At 37.7% G+C, this 20,189-nt stretch carries 22 protein-coding genes; 16 read left to right on the top strand and 6 right to left on the bottom strand.

Translation table 11 applies throughout. From position 1 onward, the window contains the following. Positions 1 to 31 precede the first annotated feature (31 nt). Entirely contained in the window at positions 32 to 781 is a 750-nt protein-coding gene (locus tag BM084_RS10555; RefSeq protein ID WP_075325293.1) for an SDR family NAD(P)-dependent oxidoreductase, read from the bottom strand. A 153-nt stretch (positions 782 to 934) separates the two neighbouring features. Between BM084_RS10555 and BM084_RS10550 the strand changes: the two genes are divergently transcribed. The 11 genes from BM084_RS10550 to BM084_RS10500 all read left to right on the top strand — a co-directional run bounded on the left by BM084_RS10550 (position 935) and on the right by BM084_RS10500 (position 13,150). Next, positions 935 to 1,753, top strand: coding sequence for a DUF4382 domain-containing protein (locus BM084_RS10550; RefSeq protein WP_093304658.1), 819 nt, complete (start codon positions 935 to 937; stop codon positions 1,751 to 1,753). 135 nt (positions 1,754 to 1,888) lie between these two features. After that, complete coding sequence (locus BM084_RS10545) at positions 1,889 to 2,893, top strand: AAA family ATPase (protein ID WP_093304656.1); 1,005 nt, start codon at positions 1,889 to 1,891, stop codon at positions 2,891 to 2,893. A gap of 66 nt (positions 2,894 to 2,959) precedes the next feature. Continuing rightward, positions 2,960 to 3,826: a DUF58 domain-containing protein gene (locus tag BM084_RS10540; RefSeq protein WP_075325290.1), complete on the top strand. Its 867-nt coding sequence runs from the start codon at positions 2,960 to 2,962 to the stop codon at positions 3,824 to 3,826. A 6-nt stretch (positions 3,827 to 3,832) separates the two neighbouring features. Further along, a complete protein-coding gene (locus tag BM084_RS10535) occupies positions 3,833 to 5,467 on the top strand; it encodes an LPXTG cell wall anchor domain-containing protein (protein WP_093304654.1) in 1,635 nt (544 codons plus the stop codon). After that, a complete protein-coding gene (locus BM084_RS10530; protein WP_075325288.1) occupies positions 5,467 to 6,471 on the top strand; it encodes a vWA domain-containing protein in 1,005 nt (334 codons plus the stop codon). The genes BM084_RS10535 and BM084_RS10530 overlap by 1 nt, the downstream gene beginning before the upstream one ends. Before the next feature lie 20 nt (positions 6,472 to 6,491). Then, positions 6,492 to 7,538 (top strand): VWA domain-containing protein, encoded by a 1,047-nt coding sequence (locus BM084_RS10525; RefSeq protein ID WP_075325287.1) that lies wholly within the window; start codon positions 6,492 to 6,494, stop codon positions 7,536 to 7,538. 58 nt (positions 7,539 to 7,596) lie between these two features. After that, entirely contained in the window at positions 7,597 to 8,487 is an 891-nt protein-coding gene (locus BM084_RS10520) for a tetratricopeptide repeat protein (RefSeq protein WP_232228885.1), read from the top strand. A 58-nt stretch (positions 8,488 to 8,545) separates the two neighbouring features. Then, positions 8,546 to 10,300, top strand: coding sequence for a BatD family protein (locus BM084_RS10515; protein ID WP_093304651.1), 1,755 nt, complete (start codon positions 8,546 to 8,548; stop codon positions 10,298 to 10,300). Between the two features lies 1 nt (position 10,301). Beyond that, positions 10,302 to 11,051, top strand: coding sequence for a tetratricopeptide repeat protein (locus BM084_RS10510; RefSeq protein WP_075325284.1), 750 nt, complete (start codon positions 10,302 to 10,304; stop codon positions 11,049 to 11,051). Positions 11,052 to 11,165: 114 nt separating this feature from the next. After that, complete coding sequence (locus tag BM084_RS10505) at positions 11,166 to 11,420, top strand: hypothetical protein (protein WP_075325283.1); 255 nt, start codon at positions 11,166 to 11,168, stop codon at positions 11,418 to 11,420. A gap of 170 nt (positions 11,421 to 11,590) precedes the next feature. Next, positions 11,591 to 13,150, top strand: a complete 1,560-nt coding sequence (locus BM084_RS10500) for a SulP family inorganic anion transporter (protein ID WP_075325282.1) — start codon at positions 11,591 to 11,593, stop codon at positions 13,148 to 13,150. Between the two features lie 130 nt (positions 13,151 to 13,280). Here BM084_RS10500 and BM084_RS10495 read toward each other — a convergent pair whose 3' ends face one another. Beyond that, positions 13,281 to 13,826: a CvpA family protein gene (locus BM084_RS10495; RefSeq protein ID WP_075325281.1), complete on the bottom strand. Its 546-nt coding sequence runs from the start codon at positions 13,824 to 13,826 to the stop codon at positions 13,281 to 13,283. 202 nt (positions 13,827 to 14,028) lie between these two features. Between BM084_RS10495 and BM084_RS10490 the strand changes: the two genes are divergently transcribed. The 4 genes from BM084_RS10490 (at position 14,029) to BM084_RS10480 (ending at position 16,075) form a co-directional block, all read left to right on the top strand. Next, positions 14,029 to 14,385, top strand: a complete 357-nt coding sequence (locus BM084_RS10490) for a hypothetical protein (RefSeq protein WP_075325280.1) — start codon at positions 14,029 to 14,031, stop codon at positions 14,383 to 14,385. Between the two features lie 66 nt (positions 14,386 to 14,451). Further along, the gene (gene pheS, locus BM084_RS10485) at positions 14,452 to 15,471 is read left to right on the top strand and encodes a phenylalanine--tRNA ligase subunit alpha (protein ID WP_075325279.1); all 1,020 of its coding nucleotides are present in this window, start codon (positions 14,452 to 14,454) and stop codon (positions 15,469 to 15,471) included. A 41-nt stretch (positions 15,472 to 15,512) separates the two neighbouring features. Next, positions 15,513 to 15,680, top strand: a complete 168-nt coding sequence (locus BM084_RS19180) for a hypothetical protein (protein WP_156858127.1) — start codon at positions 15,513 to 15,515, stop codon at positions 15,678 to 15,680. Then, positions 15,680 to 16,075, top strand: coding sequence for a hypothetical protein (locus BM084_RS10480; RefSeq protein WP_093304649.1), 396 nt, complete (start codon positions 15,680 to 15,682; stop codon positions 16,073 to 16,075). The genes BM084_RS19180 and BM084_RS10480 overlap by 1 nt, the downstream gene beginning before the upstream one ends. Here BM084_RS10480 and BM084_RS10475 read toward each other — a convergent pair whose 3' ends face one another. Then, positions 16,076 to 17,071 (bottom strand): NAD(P)H-dependent glycerol-3-phosphate dehydrogenase, encoded by a 996-nt coding sequence (locus BM084_RS10475; protein WP_093304647.1) that lies wholly within the window; start codon positions 17,069 to 17,071, stop codon positions 16,076 to 16,078. Between the two features lie 372 nt (positions 17,072 to 17,443). Between BM084_RS10475 and lysM the strand changes: the two genes are divergently transcribed. Then, complete coding sequence (gene lysM / locus BM084_RS10470; RefSeq protein ID WP_093304645.1) at positions 17,444 to 17,947, top strand: peptidoglycan-binding protein LysM; 504 nt, start codon at positions 17,444 to 17,446, stop codon at positions 17,945 to 17,947. A gap of 157 nt (positions 17,948 to 18,104) precedes the next feature. Here the strand turns inward: lysM and nadD are convergent, their stop codons facing one another. From nadD to BM084_RS10455, 3 genes are read right to left on the bottom strand one after another with little or no spacing between them, the layout of a single operon-like run. Next, positions 18,105 to 18,689 (bottom strand): nicotinate (nicotinamide) nucleotide adenylyltransferase, encoded by a 585-nt coding sequence (gene nadD, locus BM084_RS10465; protein ID WP_075325275.1) that lies wholly within the window; start codon positions 18,687 to 18,689, stop codon positions 18,105 to 18,107. Further along, positions 18,682 to 19,275 carry a guanylate kinase gene (gene gmk / locus BM084_RS10460; protein WP_075325274.1) on the bottom strand — a complete coding sequence of 198 codons (594 nt, stop codon included), beginning with the start codon at positions 19,273 to 19,275 and terminating at the stop codon, positions 18,682 to 18,684. Before gmk ends, nadD begins: the two co-directional genes overlap by 8 nt. Then, positions 19,276 to 20,133 carry a YicC/YloC family endoribonuclease gene (locus BM084_RS10455; RefSeq protein WP_093304643.1) on the bottom strand — a complete coding sequence of 286 codons (858 nt, stop codon included), beginning with the start codon at positions 20,131 to 20,133 and terminating at the stop codon, positions 19,276 to 19,278. Between the last annotated feature and the right edge of the window lie 56 nt (positions 20,134 to 20,189).

Below are 20,189 nucleotides of genomic sequence, written 5' to 3'. Positions count from 1 at the left end.
AAACCTTGCAGGATGTAAATCTCAAGAAATATTAATTTTTATTCACCGTAGTGCTGTTTGCTTGCGCGGTTGGCATCACTACTAAATCTGCAATATTTACGTGATAAGGCCGGGTTACCACAAACCTGATTATATCTGCGATATCTTCCGGGCGTAAAGCTTGAAATCCTTCATAAACACTTTTCGCTTTTTCGGAGTCGCCTTTAAATCTCACTTCGCTAAATTCTGTTTGAGTAAGCCCCGGGTTTACGGCGCCAACTTTAATTCCGTGTTTGTTGAGGTCTATACGCATTCCCTGGTTTAAGGCATCTACCGCGTATTTGCTTGCGCAATAAACATTTCCGTTAGGGTAGACTTCTTTCCCTGCGGTAGATCCAATATTAATAATATGCCCGGTTCCCTGGTTTATCATTTTTGGAAAAATTGCTTTGCTAATATATAGCAGACCTTTTACGTTAATGTCTAACATGGCATCCCAATCGTCTATATTTCCATCCTGTATGGGGTCTAAACCGTGTGCGTTTCCGGCATTATTTATTAGAATATCAATTTTGCTGAATTTCTCTGGAAGTCCATTTATTTTTTCAAAAACCGCAGCTTTGTCACGAATATCAAAACAAAGGGTATAAACCGCGACCCTTTTTGACAATTCTTTTTTTAATTCGTCTAAACGTTCTTCCCTTCTTCCACAGAGAATTAAATTAATGCCTTCTCTTGCAAAAGCATTGGCGGTAGCTTTTCCAATTCCACTGGTGGCGCCGGTAATTAGTGCAGTTTTCATAAGTTTTTCTAAGTTATAAAGCTTCTACAAGAAACTAGCTTAAATGTATAAATGCAATTTAAAATCCTGTTAAATTTAGTTAATCTAGTCATCTGGATAAAATTTATTCAATGATGCTGCGTTTTCCTCTCTAAACAATTAATAAACCTATTTATGAAAAGAACGATGAAGAACCTAAAATTAAAAAGCTTATTGCTTGCGGCAGTAGTTGCTTTTGGATTTACCAGTTGTAGTGATGATGATGAAAACGGAGTGGAAGAAGGCAACGCCCAATTAACGGTTAGAATGACAGATGCCCCCGGAGACTACGATGAAGTTTGGGTAGATGTGCAGGATGTAATGATTAAAACAGAAGCCGCCGTTGGCGAAGAAGAAGCGGAATGGGAAAGCCTTTCTAATGTAGAAACTGGCCGTTATGACCTTCTACAATTAACCGGCGGAGTATCACAATTACTGGCCGATGTTGAAATTCCTGCAGGTTATCTTGATCAAATAAGACTGGTTTTAGGACCAGACAATGTGGTGGTAATTGATGGAGAAGAGAATCCTATGGCTACCCCAAGTGCACAACAATCTGGATTAAAATTAAATGTGCAACAAGAGCTGGAAGCAGGAGAAAGCTACGAATACCTTCTGGATTTTGATGTAGACGAATCTATCGTGACAACCGGGAATGGAGGTTACATCCTTAAACCTGTAATTAGAATGTCTGCTATGGCTAATACCGGTTTTATTGTAGGCGAAGTACATCCTAACGATAGAAAATCTTTGGTAAAAGCTCAGAATGCAAGTCATACTATTTCGGCTTATACTGACGAAGACGGCAATTTTGCGCTGCACGGGGTGCCGGCAGGAACTTATAAAGTTATTGTAACTCCAGATGCCGAAACTGGGTATGATGCCATTACCGAAGACAATGTCGAAGTAGTACAGGGGGAAGCAAAAGATCTGGAAACTATTTATTTGGAATAATTAAAAGATTTCCCTTATAAAAAAAGAGCGGCTATTTTTAGCCGCTTTTTTGTTTTTTAACCATACATTAACAGCAGAAACGCTAATAATTTTCCAATTTGCGGCCTCGAATTCACGGTCTTAAATACGCATAAAATGATAGATAACAACGCCTCTGTAGATATTGCAAGTTTAAATGAAAAAATAGAGAGGGAAAGTGCTTTTGTAGATTTACTAAATACTGAAGTCAATAAAGTAATAGTAGGGCAAAAGCATATGATGGAGCGCTTGCTTATTGGTTTATTGGGGCAGGGCCATATTTTGCTGGAAGGTGTTCCCGGTTTGGCAAAAACCCTGGCTATTAATACCCTTTCTCAAGCCGTTCACGGTAGCTTTAGTAGAATTCAGTTTACTCCAGACCTTTTGCCTGCAGATGTTGTGGGTACTATGATCTACAATATGAAGCTGAATGATTTCAGTATTAAAAAAGGACCCATTTTTGCAAATTTTGTCCTGGCAGATGAGATTAACCGGGCTCCAGCCAAAGTACAATCGGCTTTACTGGAAGCCATGCAGGAAAAGCAGGTAACCATTGGCGAAGAGACTTTTATTTTAGATAAACCGTTTCTGGTAATGGCCACGCAGAACCCGGTAGAGCAGGAAGGAACTTATCCTTTACCTGAAGCCCAGGTAGACCGTTTTATGCTGAAAACCGTAATTGATTATCCCGAAATTAACGACGAGCAGTTAATTATGCGCGCCAATTTAAAAGGGGAATTTCCGAAAGTGAATCCGGTGGTGAGCATTGAGCAAATTTTACGTGCACAACAGGCTGCCAGGGAAGTTTATATGGATGAGAAAATTGAAAAATATATCCTTGATATTATTTTTGCCACTCGTAATCCTGAAAAATATAATTTAAAAGATCTAAAACCTTTAATAAGTTTTGGCGCTTCTCCAAGGGGAAGTATTAACCTTGCGCGGGCTTCAAAATGTTACGCATTTATAAAACGTCGTGGTTATGTAATTCCAGAAGATGTTAGAGCCGTGGTTTTAGACGTGCTTCGCCATAGAATTGGAATTACCTACGAGGCGGAAGCCGAAAATGTAACTTCAGAAGATATTGTGCATAAAATAGTGAACGAGATTGAAGTTCCATAAACCTTGTAGTTCACTTAATTTTCGCATTTTCCAATAATTGCTGTGTAAACACACAACCGCTTCCTGATGGATACCAAAGAACTTTTAAAAAAAGTAAGAAAGATTGAAATAAAAACCCGGCGTTTGAGCGATCACGTTTTTGGCGGGGAATATCATTCTACTTTTAAAGGTCGTGGGATGACGTTTAGTGAAGTGCGGCAGTACCAATTTGGCGATGATGTTAGAAGTATAGACTGGAATGTTACCGCTCGCTACAATGAGCCCTTTGTAAAGGTTTTTGAAGAAGAACGTGAACTTACCATGATGCTTATGGTAGATGTTTCGGGTTCAGAATTCTTCGGAACACAAAATCAGCTTAAAAAAGATGTGATTACCGAAATTGCTGCAACTTTAGCTTTTTCGGCTACCCAAAATAACGACAAGATTGGGCTGATGCTTTTTTCAGACAAAATAGAGCTTTATATTCCGCCTAAAAAAGGGCGTTATCACGTGCTTAGAATTATCAGGGAATTAATAGAATTTAAACCGCAATCTAAAAAAACTGATATCGCGGTAGCCATAAAATACCTTTCTAATGTGATGAAGAAAAAGGCGATTGTCTTTATGCTTTCAGATTTTATGGATGATGATTACCAGCAAACTTTAAAGATTGCGGGTAATAAACACGATGTCACCGGAATAAGGGTTTACGATTCGGCAGAGGAGGAAATTCCAAATTTAGGATTGGTACAAATGTTGGATGAGGAAACCGGGGAATATGTTACGGTAAATACTGGCTCTAAATCGGTTAGAAGAAATTATGCAGAATATTATCGTGAAAGAGCGGCTTATTTTAACGAAAGTTTTACCCTAAGTGGAGCTGGCGTTATCAACAATCGTGTTGACGAGAGTTATGTGAAAAAATTACTGGGTTATTTTAAAAGAAGAGGTTAGAAACAAATGAATAATAGATTTACAACAACATTAAATAGTTTTAAAGCGGCGGCCTTGTTGCTTTTTTTGTTGTTGTCTTTTTCAGCTTTCGCCCAGCAACTTCAAATTAATGCTGGCATAGATTCAACTTCCATAAAAATTGGAGAACAAATAATTTATAGTATTGAAGTAGAAACTGATTCTACCAATTTGGTGGTTTTCCCTGAGGGCCAAACTTTTGACCCAATGGAAATGGTGGAATCTTTAGGGGCCGATACTACCACAGTTGAAGATCGTTTCAGGCTTTTAAAGAAATATTCGCTTACGCAGTTCGATTCCGGTGCATATACTATTCCGCAGCAAAAAATTATTATTCAAAATAGGGAATATTTAACCGATTCTTTTAGAGTTGAGGTTGCCGATGTGAAGGTGGATACCACTCGCCAGAAAATGTATCCTATAAAACCGGCGGTAGATGTTCCAAAACCTTTTAGTATTCCGAACTGGATTTGGTGGTTACTTGCCGCTTTAGTAATTCTTGGACTTGCTTTTTACTTTTTTAGAAGAAGAAAGAAAAGAAAAGAAGCAGAACCCGAATTACCACCTTACGAGCAGGCCATGTTCGAGTTAAAACAATTAGATAATTCTTCTTTGTTGCAAGACAGGGAAATCAAGGAATATTACTCAAATCTTGCCTTTATTGTTAGAAAATATTTAGACAGAAAAATTTACGATAGGGCACTGGAGAGTACAACCTCAGAACTTATTGCGTACCTGGAATTAAGAAAACAAGCGGGAGAATTAAGTTTAAAAGATAAATCTATAGATAATTTTCAGCAATTATTAAAACGCGCCGATTTAGCCAAATTTGCTAATTCGCGCCCCGATGTAATTACCGCAAAAAGTGATAGAACTAAAACCGAGCATCTTATAAAAGACATTCGCCAGGTAGTTCCTGAGCCAACCGAGGAAGAATTGATGCAGGATGAAAAATACCGAACAGAGAAATTAAGAAGAAAAAGAAGAAATAAAATTCTGGCCATAATTGGTGGTGTGTTGGTGCTGGGAATTATTGTAATAGTGGTTTTGGTAAATACCAGAGGATTTGATTATGTAAAAGATTCGGTTTTGGGAAATGAGACCAAAGAATTGCTGGAGGGCGACTGGATTAGAAGTGAATACGGCACACCAAGTGTAACCATAACCACTCCAGAGGTACTGGTAAGAAAGGCTGTAGATAGGGACAATGAGCTACAGGAATTGCTTCTGGGAAGTGAAACTTTTGATTCTGGAACACTGGAGAGTAATTTATATATTTTATTAATTACTGGGCCGGTCAATCCGCAAAGTGATTTTAACCTTGATAAGGCAGTAGACGGTATTTATGAAAACCTGGAAAACCAGGGAGCCCGTAATATTATTATGAAAGAAGAAGAATTTTCAACTTTAGATAGCGCCAAGGGAATTAAGGTTTTTGGAACTTTTAATCTTGAAAATCCAATTACCGGCGGCCCAATTCAAAAGCAATATGCTATTATAAACCTGGGAGAAAATGGCGGATTTCAGCAGGTTATGGTAGTTTTTGATGAGGATGATAAATATGCCGAAGAAATATTACAACGAGTAGAAAGTTCTATAGAATTAAGAAATCAGTCTAATTGATGTTTGCTAATTATACATTCGAAAATCCAGAATTTTTCTGGCTGCTTTTGCTGCTTCTGCCGGCAACGGCCTGGTATTTCTGGAAACGAAAGCAGCAAACTCCAGAACTTAGAATGTCTAGTGTAAAAGGTTTTAAGGTAAAGCAATCGCTGCTTTCAAAATTAAAACCTATACTTTTTGTCTTACGCTTACTAGCCTTGGCCCTGTTAATAACTGCAATGGCCCGTCCAAGAACGGTAGATGTAACCACGCAAAGCAGCAACATTAGGGGTATAGATATTGTAATGGCTATAGATGTTTCGGCAAGTATGCTGGCCCGCGATTTTGAACCTAATCGACTGGAATCTGTAAAGGAAGTAGGAGCTGAATTTATAGAAAATAGGCCTACAGATAGGATTGGTTTGGTGCTTTTTGCTGGAGAAAGTTTTACAAAAACGCCCATTACCAGCGATAAAAGTATTGCTTTAAGAGCCATTGAAGAAATTGAATACAGTAATGTATTACAAAACGGAACGGCAATTGGTTCAGGTTTGGCAACTTCGGTTAACCGTTTAAAAGATAGTGATGCCGAAAGTAAAGTGATCATTTTATTAACCGACGGGGTAAATAACTCCGGGTTTATAGATCCTAAAATAGCCAGCGAGCTCGCTGTGGAATTCGACATTAAAGTCTATACAATTGGCGTGGGAAGTAATGGAAATGCCCTAACTCCAGTAAATATTTTGCCTAACGGAAAGTTTCAATATGGGGTGCAAAAAGTAGAGATAGATGAAGCTTTATTGCAGCAAATTGCTGCAGATACCGGCGGGAAATACTTTAGAGCTACCAATAATGAAACCCTCGAAGAGATTTATGAAGAAATAGACAGCCTGGAGAAATCTGAAATAGAAGAATTCAGGTATTATAATTATACCGAAAAATTTAGGCCTTATGCTTTACTGGCTTTAGGATTATTACTTTTTGAAATAATCTTGCGGTATACAGTATTTAGAGGCTTTATTTAAAAATTAGAAAGAAAGTTTTAATGATCTTAGAAGAAAAAATATATTTATGGCTTTTACTACTCCTTCCGGTAGTAATCTTGCTATACCTTATTTTTAGGCTTTGGCAGAAGCGTGCACGCTCAAGGTTTGCCAAACCCGAGCTTCTAAGTTTTTTATCCCCAAACAAATCGGCATTTAAGCCTGTTTTAAAATTATTGCTCATCCTTGGCGCTTTTGCCAGCTTAATTTTTGGCCTTGTAAATCCTAAATTAGGTTCACAGTTAGAAACAGTAAAACGCGAAGGTGTGGATATTGTTTTTGCGGTAGATGTTTCTAAAAGTATGGAGGCCGAAGATATTGCGCCCAATAGATTAGAAAAATCGAAGCAATTGGTAAGACAAATAATAGGCAACCTGGGAAGCGATCGCGTGGGAATTATCGCCTATGCAGGGAGCGCTTTTCCGCAGTTGCCAATTACTACAGATTACGGCTCGGCAGAGATGTTCCTGGAAAGTTTAAATACCGATATGATTTCCTCGCAGGGAACCGCCATTGGAGATGCTATAGATTTAGCTACCGGCTTTTTTGACGATAACCAACAAACCAACCGGGTGATGTTTATTCTAAGCGATGGCGAAGATCACCAGGGTAATGTTGAAGATATGGCGGAACGAGCCGCTGAAGCCGGGATTAGAATTTATACTATAGGTGTAGGCACCACCAAGGGAGGACCAATTCCTATTAAAAGGAATGGAGTGGTGCAGAATTATAAAAAGGACAACCAGGGCGAAACCGTAATTACAAAACTTGATCCGGCAATTCTAGAGCAAATTGCGAGCGAAACAAATGGAGAATATATTGATGGTAGTATAACTGCTGAAGTAACCGAAAAAGTTCAGGAAGAGTTGCTTACCATTGAAAAAACAGAATTTGAAGCAAAACAATTTGCCGATTATAAATCGCAGTTTCAGTGGTTTGTTGGTTTGGCAATCTTATTGCTGTTACTGGATGTATTTATGTTAGAACGCAAGACCGGCTGGATAAGGAAGCTTAATTTATTCAACGAAAAAAGAAAGACAGAGGAGTGATTCAATGAGAGGTTTTTCAGCAAACATATTACTCGATAATCGAGATTTAAATTTATCCTTGAGCTTTCTTCGAGTTAGTTTATGTGTGTTTTTTGGGTTGGTACTTGGACTTCCGGTATTAGCCCAGCAACAAAGTGATAAAGAAAAAGAAAAAGCCCAAAAGGAAGCCCGGCAATTTATGCAGGAAGCTGATGTTGCTTTAGGAGAAAATAATTTCCCGGAAGCCGAGGCGGCTTATAGAAAAGCTATTGCCAAAGATGCTGAGAATGCAGACGCGCGATATAATATGGGAAATATGTATTATACCCGTGAAAATGCACCACAGGCTGCACAACGTTTTAAACAGGCGGCTGAGGTTGCAGACACGAAAACTGCCAGGCACAAAGCCAACCATAATTTGGGAAATGCTTATATGAAGCAAAAAATGTATCAGGAAGCGGTAGATGCCTATAAAGATGCTTTAAGAAACGACCCAACTGACGATGAAACCCGCTATAATTTAGCCCTGGCTAAAAAGATGCTGGAACAGGAACAGGAACAGGAACAGGAAAACCAGGAAGATAACCAGGATGGTGGCGATGATGAGAATGAAGATCAGGAAAATCAGGATCAGGAAAATCAAGATCAAAACCAGGAACAGGAAAACCAGGAGCAGCAGAATCAGGATGGTGAGGGAGATAATGAAGGTGATCAGGATCAACAGGATAAGGATCAGGAAGAACAGGAAGGCGACCAGGATGATCAGGAGCAGCAAGATGGCCAGGGCGACGAGCAAGAGGAAGAGCAGCAACCAGAGCAAGGCCAGCCTCAACCCGCGCAGGGACAATTGTCTCCAGAGCAAATTCAGAGTTTACTGGAAGCGATGAATAATGAAGAAAGAAAGGTGCAGGATAAAGTAAATGCGGAAAAACAAAAAGGTGCCAAAGTGCAATCTGAAAAAGATTGGTAAAATTTTTGATACACTTCTTTCCAAAATCATACTTATCTTAAAGAAAGGAATTTTATAGATGAAGGTGAAGTTTTTAATACTTAGCATTTTATTATTTACCGGCATTGGTTTACAGGCCCAGGTAAAGTTCGAAGCAAAAGTGAGCAAGGACAAACTTGGGGTAAACGAACGCCTTAGGGTAGATTTTGAAATGAACCAGGATGGCGATAATTTTCGTCCTCCCTCTTTTGATGGTTTTACCGTTGTAGGCGGCCCAAACCAGTCGGTGAGTAATCGCTGGATTAATGGGGATCGTACATATTCAAAAACATATTCTTATTATTTACAGCCCAATTCCCGCGGAAGCAAAACCATTGCCCAGGCTGAAATTACCATAGACGACAAGATTTATAAAACCACCCCTATAGATATCCAGGTTACCGCTGCGGTAGACCAGCCAACCGATGGTGATAATTCAGATCTTATAGCTTCAGATAACCTGCATTTAGTTGCTGAAGTGTCCAATCCCAATCCTTATTTAAACGAAGGGATAACCGTGGTTTATAAGTTATTTGTGAGTCCGCGAATTAGCGTGAGCAATTTCAGGGAAGTAGATAGCCCTAAGTTTTCAGATTTTTGGAGTCAGAATATTGAAATAAGGGAATTAAGACCGGAAAATGGGGAATATCAGGGAGAGCCATATCGCTATGTAGTACTTAAAAAGGCGGTGCTTTATCCCCAGAAAACCGGTAAATTAGAGCTTGAACCACTTACTCTGTCAGTTTCGGTAGATGTACCAAGTGACAGGCGTGACATTTTTGGCAGTAGAATTTATAAAACTATAAATAAAACTGTTGCTGCGGGCACTAGAACAGTCGATGTAAGACCATTGCCCGAAGGGAAACCTGCTGGTTTCACCGGCGCCGTGGGACAATTTAGTTTAGATGTGAGCACCACTAAAGATAAGCTGGATGCTTCAGAATCCCTGGAAGCAAAGGTTGAAATTAGAGGAAATGGGAACTTAAATTTATTTGAATTACCCTCGCTTGAGGTACCATCTTCACTTGAAATGTATGATCCACAAAGAACCGAAAACGTTACCACTACTTTAAATGGAAAACAGGGAAGTATTATAGATTCTTACACTATTGTGCCTACCAGAAAAGGTCAATATCCAATTCAGCCATTAACTTTTTCATATTTTGATCCAAAAACGCAAACTTATAAGAGTTTGTCTTCCCAGGAAATTTTAATAGATGTAGAAGAAGGTCCGGTTAGTACTTCGGGTGGTAGAATTGCAGAAAACAGTAAGCGCGCGGTTAATTTACCTTCAGAACAGTTTAGGTTTATAAAAACCCAAACCAATCTTAGGCCGTTAGAGCAACAAGCCTTTTTTAGGTCGTGGACTTATTGGGGATCGTTACTTTTGCCTTTTGCAGCTATTCCGCTCTTTATTTTATTCGGAAAAAAGAGAGAAGCCATTGCCGCCGATGTACATGGAAACCGACTTAAAAAAGCGAATAAACTGGCAAGAAAATACCTTTCTGAAGCCAAAAAGAACCTTGGCGATCAGCAGGCTTTTTATGAATCTTTAGAGCGTGCAATGCACAATTATTTAAAAGCGAAACTTCATATTCAAACTTCTGAAATGAGTAAAGAACGCATTTTAGAAATTTTGAAGGAAAAAAATGTTCCCGATGAAACTTCTGCAGAATTTATTGAGGTTTTAAAAAGCTGCGAGTTTGCGAGGTACACCCCAGCGTCAAATTCTGCGCAGCAGGAAGATTACGATAAAGCTGTAAAAGTAATTTCAAAACTGGATAAAGAGATTTAGTATGAAAAAGCTGATGTTAATTTTTCTGGTATTTGTTTCGGCCACGACTCTGGCACAAAAGCCCACGCTTTTTGAAGAAGCAAATGAGGCCTATGCAAACGATGATTTTGAAACTGCCATAGCCAAATATGAAGAAATCCTGGCAAATGGAAAAACTTCAGTAGCAACCTATTATAATCTTGGAAACGCGCATTATAAATTAAATAATGTAGCCCCAAGTATATATTATTACGAAAAAGCATTACAGTTAGATCCTACAGATGAGGATGTGCAAAATAATATAGAATTTGCACGTAGTATGACCATAGATGATATTCCTGTGGTAGAGGAAACCGGTTTTGAAAAAAAAATTAATCAATTTCTATCTACGTTTTCTTATAATACCTGGGCTTATTTTTCTATTGCTTTCTCCATAATCTTTGTAGTGCTCTTTTTATTTTATTATTTCAGTAGAAAACCGCTTATAAAACGAACTTTGTTTGGATTTGCGATCTTCATATTTTTACTTGGAGGAATTTCAGTATTCTTTGCATTTCAGCAACAGGAGATTCAATTCAACAATCAATTCGCTATAATTTTTACTGAAGAAGCGGCCGTAAAAAATGAACCTTCCCCTCGGGCCGAGACTGCTTTCAGCCTTCATGAAGGTACAAAAGCTAAAGTGCTTGAAGACTACCAGGGATGGGTGAAATTAGAACTATCTAACGGCACCCAGGGCTGGACAGAAAATAATAATTTAAAGCGACTATAAAAATTATTGATATTAGTTTAACATTAAAGTATGAGTATTTTTTGCTAGTTAGACGCATTTCTTGTTATTTTTGTCGCTGTGAAAACACCGGTCTACATTCTAACTTTTATTTTTATGGCATTTCTAGCAACGCCTAGCATTGTTGCCTATATAGATAATTCTGTAGATGTTTCTTTTGCTTTTAATGTAAATGAAGAAGAAAGTTCTTCTAAAAACCAGATTAACCTGGAATTTAATTTTGAAGAGCAAAATACTAATTACGCCAGTATTCATTTTCTTCAGGAGCAGGATTATACCAAAGATTTCTATACTGAAAGTTATCCTGTAGTATTTTTAGACGTGATCTTTCCCCCACCCAAAAACGCATAATCTAATTTAAATTTTTCTGGATTTTTAAGAACTATCTGCAATTTCTGCAGTGGCTATAGCATTCGTATCTAGATTGTTATAAAAAATTCTATTCATTTTTCTAAAAATTAGATTTTAGAGACATTACTAGGCTAAATTTTGCTTAGGTCTCAATTAATAAAGCGTTTTATATGTTTAAACATTTTAATAAAGATTTCCCGGCAAGTATTGTAGTATTTTTTGTAGCGATTCCGTTATGTTTAGGAATTGCACTTGCCAGTGGAGCCCCACTATTTTCCGGTTTAATTGCCGGTATGGTTGGAGGTATCGTTGTAGGTAGTATTTCAAATTCTCAATTAGGGGTTAGTGGTCCTGCAGCAGGTTTAGCGGTTATTGTTTTAGGAGCAATACAATCGCTTGGGAGCTACGAAATATTTCTGGTTGCCGTAGTAATCGCCGGAATTCTTCAAATAGTAATGGGAGCTTTAAAAGCTGGTATTATTGGATATTATTTCCCTTCATCAGTAATTAAGGGTATGCTTGCGGGTATAGGTATTACCATTGCTATTTCACAAATTCCAAACGTTCTGGGCTTTTCCAGTGATTTAGAAATTTTTTCTATAGATGGCGGTATTGGTTCTGCATTAGGTAACATAGCAGATAACCTTCATTATGGTAGTATATTAATTACTCTTGTGGCCCTGGCAATTTTACTATTATGGGAAAAAGTTCTTACTAAAAAGAGCAAAATATTCAGTATTGTTCCGGGACCTCTGGTAGCCGTTGCTATGGGGGTAGTTTACTATCTAGTAGTAGATGGTCCTGCTTTTGGGATTCAGGATTTTCAATTAGTAAGTGTACCTGTACCAGAAAGTGCAGCTTCTTTCTTTGGGCAATTTTCTATGCCTAATTTTGCTGAAATCACTAATTCTGAAGTTTGGATTGTTGCCGTAACAATAGCTATTGTTGCCAGTTTAGAAACTTTATTAAGTGTGGAGGCTATAGATAAAATAGACCCATTAAAAAGAACCACAAATACCAACCGTGAGCTTTATGCGCAAGGTGCCGGTAATATGATTTCTGGTCTTATTGGAGGTTTGCCAGTTACACAGGTAATTGTAAGGAGTTCTACTAATGCACAATCTGGTGGTAGAACTAAACTTTCTGCAATTTTACACGGTTTCCTCATACTTTTTTCTATTATCGCTATACCAACTGTGTTGAATATGATTCCTTTGGCCGTACTTGCCGCCGTGCTTCTACTGGTGGGTTATAAGTTGGCTAAACCGGCACTTTTCAAGCAAATGTTTAAATTAGGAAAGGGACAATTTCTTCCATTTATTATTACCATTCTTGGGGTTGTGTTTTTGGACTTGCTAATGGGTATAGGACTTGGACTTGCAGTAGGAATTGGAGTTATTCTAATTAATAGCTACAAAAACTCTCACTTTCTTCACAAAGAAGGTTACGATGTTAATGATGGCCAGTACAAAATCACACTTGCTGAAGAGTTGTCTTTCTTAAATAAAGGTGCAATCCTAAGAGAGTTAAATGAAATTCCAGATAATTCTACGGTAATTTTAGATGTAAGAAAAACCCGTGTACTGGATTATGATGTACTTGAAATCTTAGATGAATTTGCTATTAAGGCAAAACGAAAGGATATAACTATTAAGCTTATTGCCGATAAAGGTGAAGTAGTGAATCCTGAAAGTTTTAGAAGATTTTTTGGACTGGACGTTCCGGTTTAAAAGTATAGAATAGAATTTTTTAGAGGAAGTTTGAGAAGTTTAGTTCTCGTCAGGCTCTCCCGAAATTTCGGGATTAGCTTCTAAAATTTTAGATCCTGAAATAAAATTCAGGATGGCGAACTAAAACTTTTTAAACTTCCTCTTTTTCATTCCTGAAGAAATCATTTTCTTCATTTAATATATCTCGTTCTCTGGCTTCTCTTATAATTGAAGGGAGTACTGCCGGGGCTATGGTTTTTACAGGAGCATATAATTTAGATTCCTCCAGGCTTTCTTCACTTACCAAATCTATTTCTTCGTTTGTAGCGCCAAAAAACATAATAACCACACTGGCTAAAAAAGCCATTTTTAGTAGCCCAAATGCACCGCCGAGTAATTTATTCACAATGCCAAGGGCAGCAAAACCGGCCATTTTGGTTAAAATTTTCCCGGCAAGGGAAATTAGAAAAACAATGAGAATAAATGTAATAGCGAAGGCGATTAGGTTAACATAATCTGAATCCCAATTCATATTTTCAGAAAAGAAATCGCTTAAAATATGAGAAAAATGAATGGCACCGTAAATACCGGCTACAATACCTACCAGGGAAGCAATTTCGGCCAGCAGGCCTCTAAAAAAACCTCTAACGAGTCCGTAAAGCAGGATTAAAGCCAGGACGATATCTACTGTGTTCATATTTCAAATATAGTAAAAACTACCTCGGAGCAAGCGTACGAGATATTCAATAGAACCAAGATTTAATTTTAGAGGCAGGCTTCGGAGTATTTAAATCGCGAGTATCGAGAAAAATACCTTTATCAAACTTTCCGCAAATTAATTCAAAGAAATCAGTCCTGTGAGAGGCTAAATACAAATACTAAGATATTATCTTTGCGGTATGACAAGAGACGAAAATTTGAAAGGGAGATGGGAAGGTTTGCAAAAAAAGCTTTCTAATCAGTTTGCCGATGGAGAATCAATGGATCTGGATGCGATAATTTACGTAATTGGCGTTCAGGAATTAGGTCAGCCACACAAGAAATTTAAGAAAGATCATAAAATAGATTTGATGCATATTGCTATTTGCCGTTTGCTGGAACCTTACGGTTACTATGAATTTGATTATTTTGATGAAGACGGATGGCCGCATTATAAGATCTTGGAGCAATTACCTACTTTAAAAGCCGGGGAACAATCGGTTTTAATGAAGGAGGCCATTGTAAATTATTTTATCAATAACGGATACATAGATTAAGGGCGACACGTGCTGCCTAAAACTACATTTTTACTAAATTTGCCCTTCTGAAAAGAAAAGGATCTCATGATAGATAAAATAAAGCAACATATAGCTGAAGTAGAAGCTTTTAAAACTGAATCGGCTAAAGAAGTAGAAGCATTCAGAATTAAATATCTTGGTAAAAAAGGAATTTTAAACGATTTTTTCGCTTCGTTTAAAGAAGTTCCCAACGAACAGAAAAAAGAGTTTGGCCAGGCCGTAAATTCACTTAAAAAAGCTTCTGAAGCCAAAGTTGCGCACCTTAAAGAACTCCTGGAAAGTAAACAGGAGGAAAGCGGGGTTTATGGCGACCTTTCAAGACCGGGAGAACCTATTGAAATTGGAGCAAGACATCCTATTTCTATCGTAAAAAACCAGATTATCGAGATCTTTTCAAACATTGGTTTTAATGTTTCTGAAGGGCCCGAAATGGAAGATGACTGGCATAATTTTACGGCCTTAAATCTTCCCGAATATCATCCGGCTCGCGATATGCAGGATACTTTTTTTATTCAAACAAATCCCGATATTTTATTGCGTACCCACACTTCTTCGGTGCAGGTGCGTTATATGGAAAATAACAAGCCGCCAATTAGAACAATTTCTCCGGGAAGGGTTTTTAGAAACGAGGCTATCTCGGCACGTTCCCATTGTATTTTTCACCAGGTAGAAGGACTTTATATAGACAAAAATGTAAGTTTTGCCGATCTTAAGCAAACTTTACTTTATTTTACAGAACAATTATTCGGGAAATCTAAGATAAGGCTAAGACCTTCTTATTTTCCGTTTACAGAGCCAAGTGCCGAGGTAGATATTTACTGGGGCCTTGAAACCGAAACCGATTACCGAATTACTAAAGGAACCGGTTGGTTAGAAATTATGGGTTGCGGGATGGTAGATCCCAATGTACTTAGAAATTGTAATATAGATCCTAAAGAATATTCAGGATTTGCTTTTGGAATGGGAATAGAACGTATTGCAATGCTGCTTTATCAAATAGGCGATATTAGAATGTTCTATGAAAACGACCTAAGATTCCTGGAGCAGTTTAAATCGTCGTTTTAATAACCTGCCTTGGCCGAAAGCTAAAGCAAAATATCTTTTTTATGAAAAAAATTGGTTTAGTAATTTTCGGGATTCTTGCCCTTGGGGTAATTGTTATTTTAGTTGCTGTAGAAATAATAGAACTGGCTTTAGGAGCTATTTTATTAGTTATTGCAGCACTTATTCTTTGGGGCTTGTTCAAATGGGCTAAAAATAAGATTGAAGATTAGTGAAGAAAGATATTGATATACCAAAGGTTGAAAAAGTTTATGTAGCGGCGGTGAAAGTCTATAACGAAGCTTTTAAGGTAGAGGAGTGGAATGCATATCTTATAAATGATAAAGATGAGGCTATCGAGATGGCTTTAATTGTGAGTAAGGGTTTTGATGAAAACAAAGTGACCTCTACCATTCGCCATAAACTGGAACATTTACCTGCGAAATCTTTCGCTAAAATCGAATTCATACAGGATGAAGTGCTTGCCCTTAATAATCAGTTTCAGGTGACTTTCTTTTCTGAAGGTAAAATGTATGAGAAGAAATATGTATTCAGGAAAAACAGCGTAAACGAAAAAGCTTTGCGCGAACTCCCAATTATCCCAAACAAAGGAATTTTAGCCAAATAATTAAGTCAGCTTTTCTGCCAGTTTTTTAATCACTTTTTTAGGATTTTTTCCTTCGTAAAGAATGCCATAAACTGCGTTTATAATTGGTGTTTTTGCACCTTTGTCTTTATTTATTTTATAAGCACTTTCGGTAGCGTAATAACCTTCAGCAATCATACTCATTTCCATCTGTGCACTTTTGACCGTGTAGCCTTTTCCAATCATATTCCCGAACATACGGTTTCGGCTAAATACAGAGTATCCTGTAACCAAAAGGTCTCCTAAATAAGCTGAATCGTTTATATTTCGCTTCATCTTATGTACTTTTTTAATAAAGCGTTTCATTTCTTTTATGGCGTTACTCATTAGAACACTCTGGAAATTATCTCCATACCCTAATCCGTGGGCAATTCCGGCTGCAATGGCATAAATATTCTTCAGCATTGCAGCATATTCGGTTCCGGTTACATCATCGCTTATTTTGCATTTAATGTATTCACTGTCCAGGTTTTTAGCCACGATTTTAGCTTTCTCTTCATCGGTACAGGCAATGGTAAGATAAGAAAGCCTCTCCAGGGCAACCTCTTCGGCGTGGCAAGGCCCGGTAATTACTCCAATATTATCGGCGGGAACGTGGTGAAATTCTTCAAAATGTTCGCCCACAATAAGGCTACTCTCGGGCACAATTCCTTTAATAGCCGAAAAGATTATCTTGTCTTCCAAAGAAACCGTTAGCGCGTCTAATTCGCGCTTTAAAAAGGCCGAAGGAATGGCAAAAATTAGATAATCTGCGGCCGCAATAGTTTTATTAATATCATTGCTTAGTTCTAACTGGTCGTTATCAAATTCAACCGAGCTAAGGTAATTTGGGTTATGTTCCTGTCTTTTAATATGCTCAATAGCGTAGGTGCTGCGCATATACCAATAAATAGTATCTACATTTTCGCTTAGCATTTTTACTATTGCAGTAGCCCAGCTACCGCCGCCAATTACGGCAAACTTTGGAGACTTATCCATAGGTTGTTTTATTGTAATTCAAAAATAAGCAATTTTCTAAGTATATCTAAAAAGACTGCGGTTATAAAGCAAAATATTAATGAATAATCAAAGAAATCAAGACTAAACTTTAACATCTATAAATTTTACCAATTTACAATTCTACACAAGTTTTTGCGTTCTCTTATAGACGATGAGGTTCTTTTTTAAAGAAAATGGATTTCTTAGTTTTTTGGTTGGTTATTTAGTTGAAAACCGCAAACTCGCAATATCTATTGTGGTTTGCGGTTTTTGTTTGAGAATTGAAAAATCTAACAAAAATTTAGGACTAAGAGTAAGACGATTACAAATTTCCTTTTGTACTTTTCTTTCACTAACTTAGTAATCAAGGATATGGGAATATTTTCATTTATAAAAGATGCCGGGGAAAAAATCTTCGGAAAAGAAAAAGAACAGGAAGAAGAAAACATAGAAATTTCTGAAGCGAAGAAAGAGATTATACGAAAAGAGAATGCAAAAGCGGCAGATAAGCTCTTAAATACTATAAAGAGCCTGGATTTAAAAGTAGAAAATCCTGTAATTAATATTGAAGATAGTACAGCTATAGTTTACGGACTGGCAGATTCGCAGTCTGTTCGTGAAAAGATAGTGCTTGTTATTGGCAATTCTGGCGGAATTGCGAAGGTAGATGATAGGTTGGCCGTGAAGAAAGAAGAACCTGAATCTGGTTTTCATACGGTTGAAAGAGGTGAGAATTTAAGCAAAATAGCCAAAGAGCATTATGGGAATGCAAATAAATATACGGTGATTTTTGAAGCCAATAAACCAATGCTTAAAGATCCCGATAAAATATTTCCGGGGCAGGTTTTACGAATTCCGCGCCTGGATAAGAAATAAAGATTAAAGACTGTTTAAAGTTTTTGAGGTTGTTACATTGAGGGCAGACGACGTCCTATAGCTTGTAGTTCCACAATGAAAAAAGTAGGTTCAATCAGCTAACCAGAACAGCTAACATAAGATTTTTAAACAGTCTTTTGTTTTTTTTTAATTTCGACTACTTATAAAAATTCATCAGTTTAATATAATCCCAAACCGCATCAGGCAACATGGGCTTTATAAACTTTCCTTCCTTTACCGCTTTTCTAATAAAAGTTGAAGAAATTTCTATCACGGGAGCCATTACGCGGGTTATTTTTGGATGATCTTTAAACTCATTTTCCACCTTTCTGCCTGAAATTCTTGGGTAAACATATATTTGATGATTTTCCAAAATCACCTCGTAATTCTTCCACTTGTGGAAGGTTTTCAGGTTATCCTCCCCCATAATCGGGCAAAATTCGTTTGTAGGATATTTTTCCTGAAGATGTGCCAGCGTAGTACTTGTATAGTTGGGTTGCGGTAAACCAAACTCTATATTAGAAGGTTTTAAATGTTCAAAACCTTCGCAGGCTTTGTATACCATCTCCAGCCGGTGATGATTTTCAAGTAAAGTACTTTTCTTTTTATGCGGATTATGAGGAGTAACCACCAGCCAAACTTCATCTAAATCTGAAAATTCAGCCATATGATTGGCAATAATAAGGTGTCCGATATGAACTGGATTGAAAGTCCCAAAAAACAAACCGACTTTCCTATTCATTTTTAGCCGAATTTTTTACGCCTACATAAGTTGCCACAAGATCGTAAGCTTCCTGAAGTGCGGTATCTAAATGATGATTTTCAATAATAAAATCGAATTGTGGTGCGGTTGCCAGCTCAATGGAAGCTTTTGCTACTCGCATATTTATTTTATCGTCACTTTCCGTTTTTCGCTTTTTCAACCGAATCTTTAATTCTTCAATACTTGGTGGTTTTACAAAAACCGCCAGGGTTTTATCCGGATAGATATTTTTAATATCCAGTCCGCCTACAACATCAATATCAAAAATCACGTTTTTTCCGTGAGACCAGATGCGTTCTACTTCGCTTTTTAAAGTTCCGTAGAAATTATCGCGGTAAACTTCTTCCCATTCCAGGAATTCGTCGTTTTTTATCTTCCTTTTAAAGTCCTCTAAAGAAAGGAAATAATAATGCTGCCCGTCTTTTTCTTCACCTCTTGGCTCACGAGATGTGGCAGAGATAGAAAACTCCAGGTCCAATTCTTTGTGCTTTAATAAATGTTGGACTATCGTGGTTTTTCCCGATCCTGAAGGCGCCGAGAATACGATAAGTTTACCATCGCTCATTTAGAGTACGTTTAAAAGTTGTTCTTTAATTTTTTCCAGCTCATCTTTCATTTGCACCACCAACTGTTGCATTGGGGCATAGTTAGATTTACTACCTATTGTATTGATCTCCCGGCCCATTTCCTGAGAAATAAAACCGAGTTTTCTCCCGTTTGAATCCTGTGAATTTATGCTTTCGTTAAAATAGGCAAGATGGTTTTCCAGCCTCACTTTTTCTTCGGTAATGTCGAATTTTTCAATGTAGTACACCAATTCCTGTTCAAAACGGTTTTCGTCTACATTCTCTTTAAGATCTGCCACTCCTTTTCTAAGACGTTCCTTTACCGCCTCAACCCTTTCTGGGTCAATTCTTAGAACTTCCTGCAGTAATGCTTCAATGTTATTTACACGAAGTTTAAGGTCTTTCTCTAAAGCTTCCCCTTCATCTGTTCTAAATTGGTTGATTTCTTCCAGGGCTTCAATCACCGCGGCTTCAATTGCTTTAAATTCAGATTCATCAATTTCTTCGCGCTCGGTAGTCACTGCATCAGGCATTCTTACTGCCATTTTTAGCAATTCGGTTTCATCGCCATCAACAATACTTTTTAATTGTTGCATATAGTTTCTCACTACTCCCCGGTTTACAGAAGCGGTAGTTTCCTCGCCGGTTACCTCTACAAAAAGGGAAAAATCCACTTTTCCGCGGGTAAGCGATTTAGAAATTGTATTTCTTAGTTGAAGTTCTTTTTCGCGGTATTGCGAAGGGATTCGGGCGTTTACGTCAAGGTTTTTGCTGTTTAGCGACTTGATTTCAACGGTTACTTTTTTTGATGGGAGTTGCGTTATGCTTTTCCCAAAACCTGTCATTGACTGAATCATGCGTGATTTTTAAGCTTGCGCAAAGATAATCAATTCTGTAGCAGCGCAAAGCCGGC

Source organism: Salegentibacter agarivorans (assembly GCF_900113135.1).
Lineage (GTDB): Bacteria > Bacteroidota > Bacteroidia > Flavobacteriales > Flavobacteriaceae > Salegentibacter > Salegentibacter agarivorans.
Note: the sequence above shows the minus strand (reverse complement) of the source record. Positions and strands in the feature narration are given on the sequence as shown.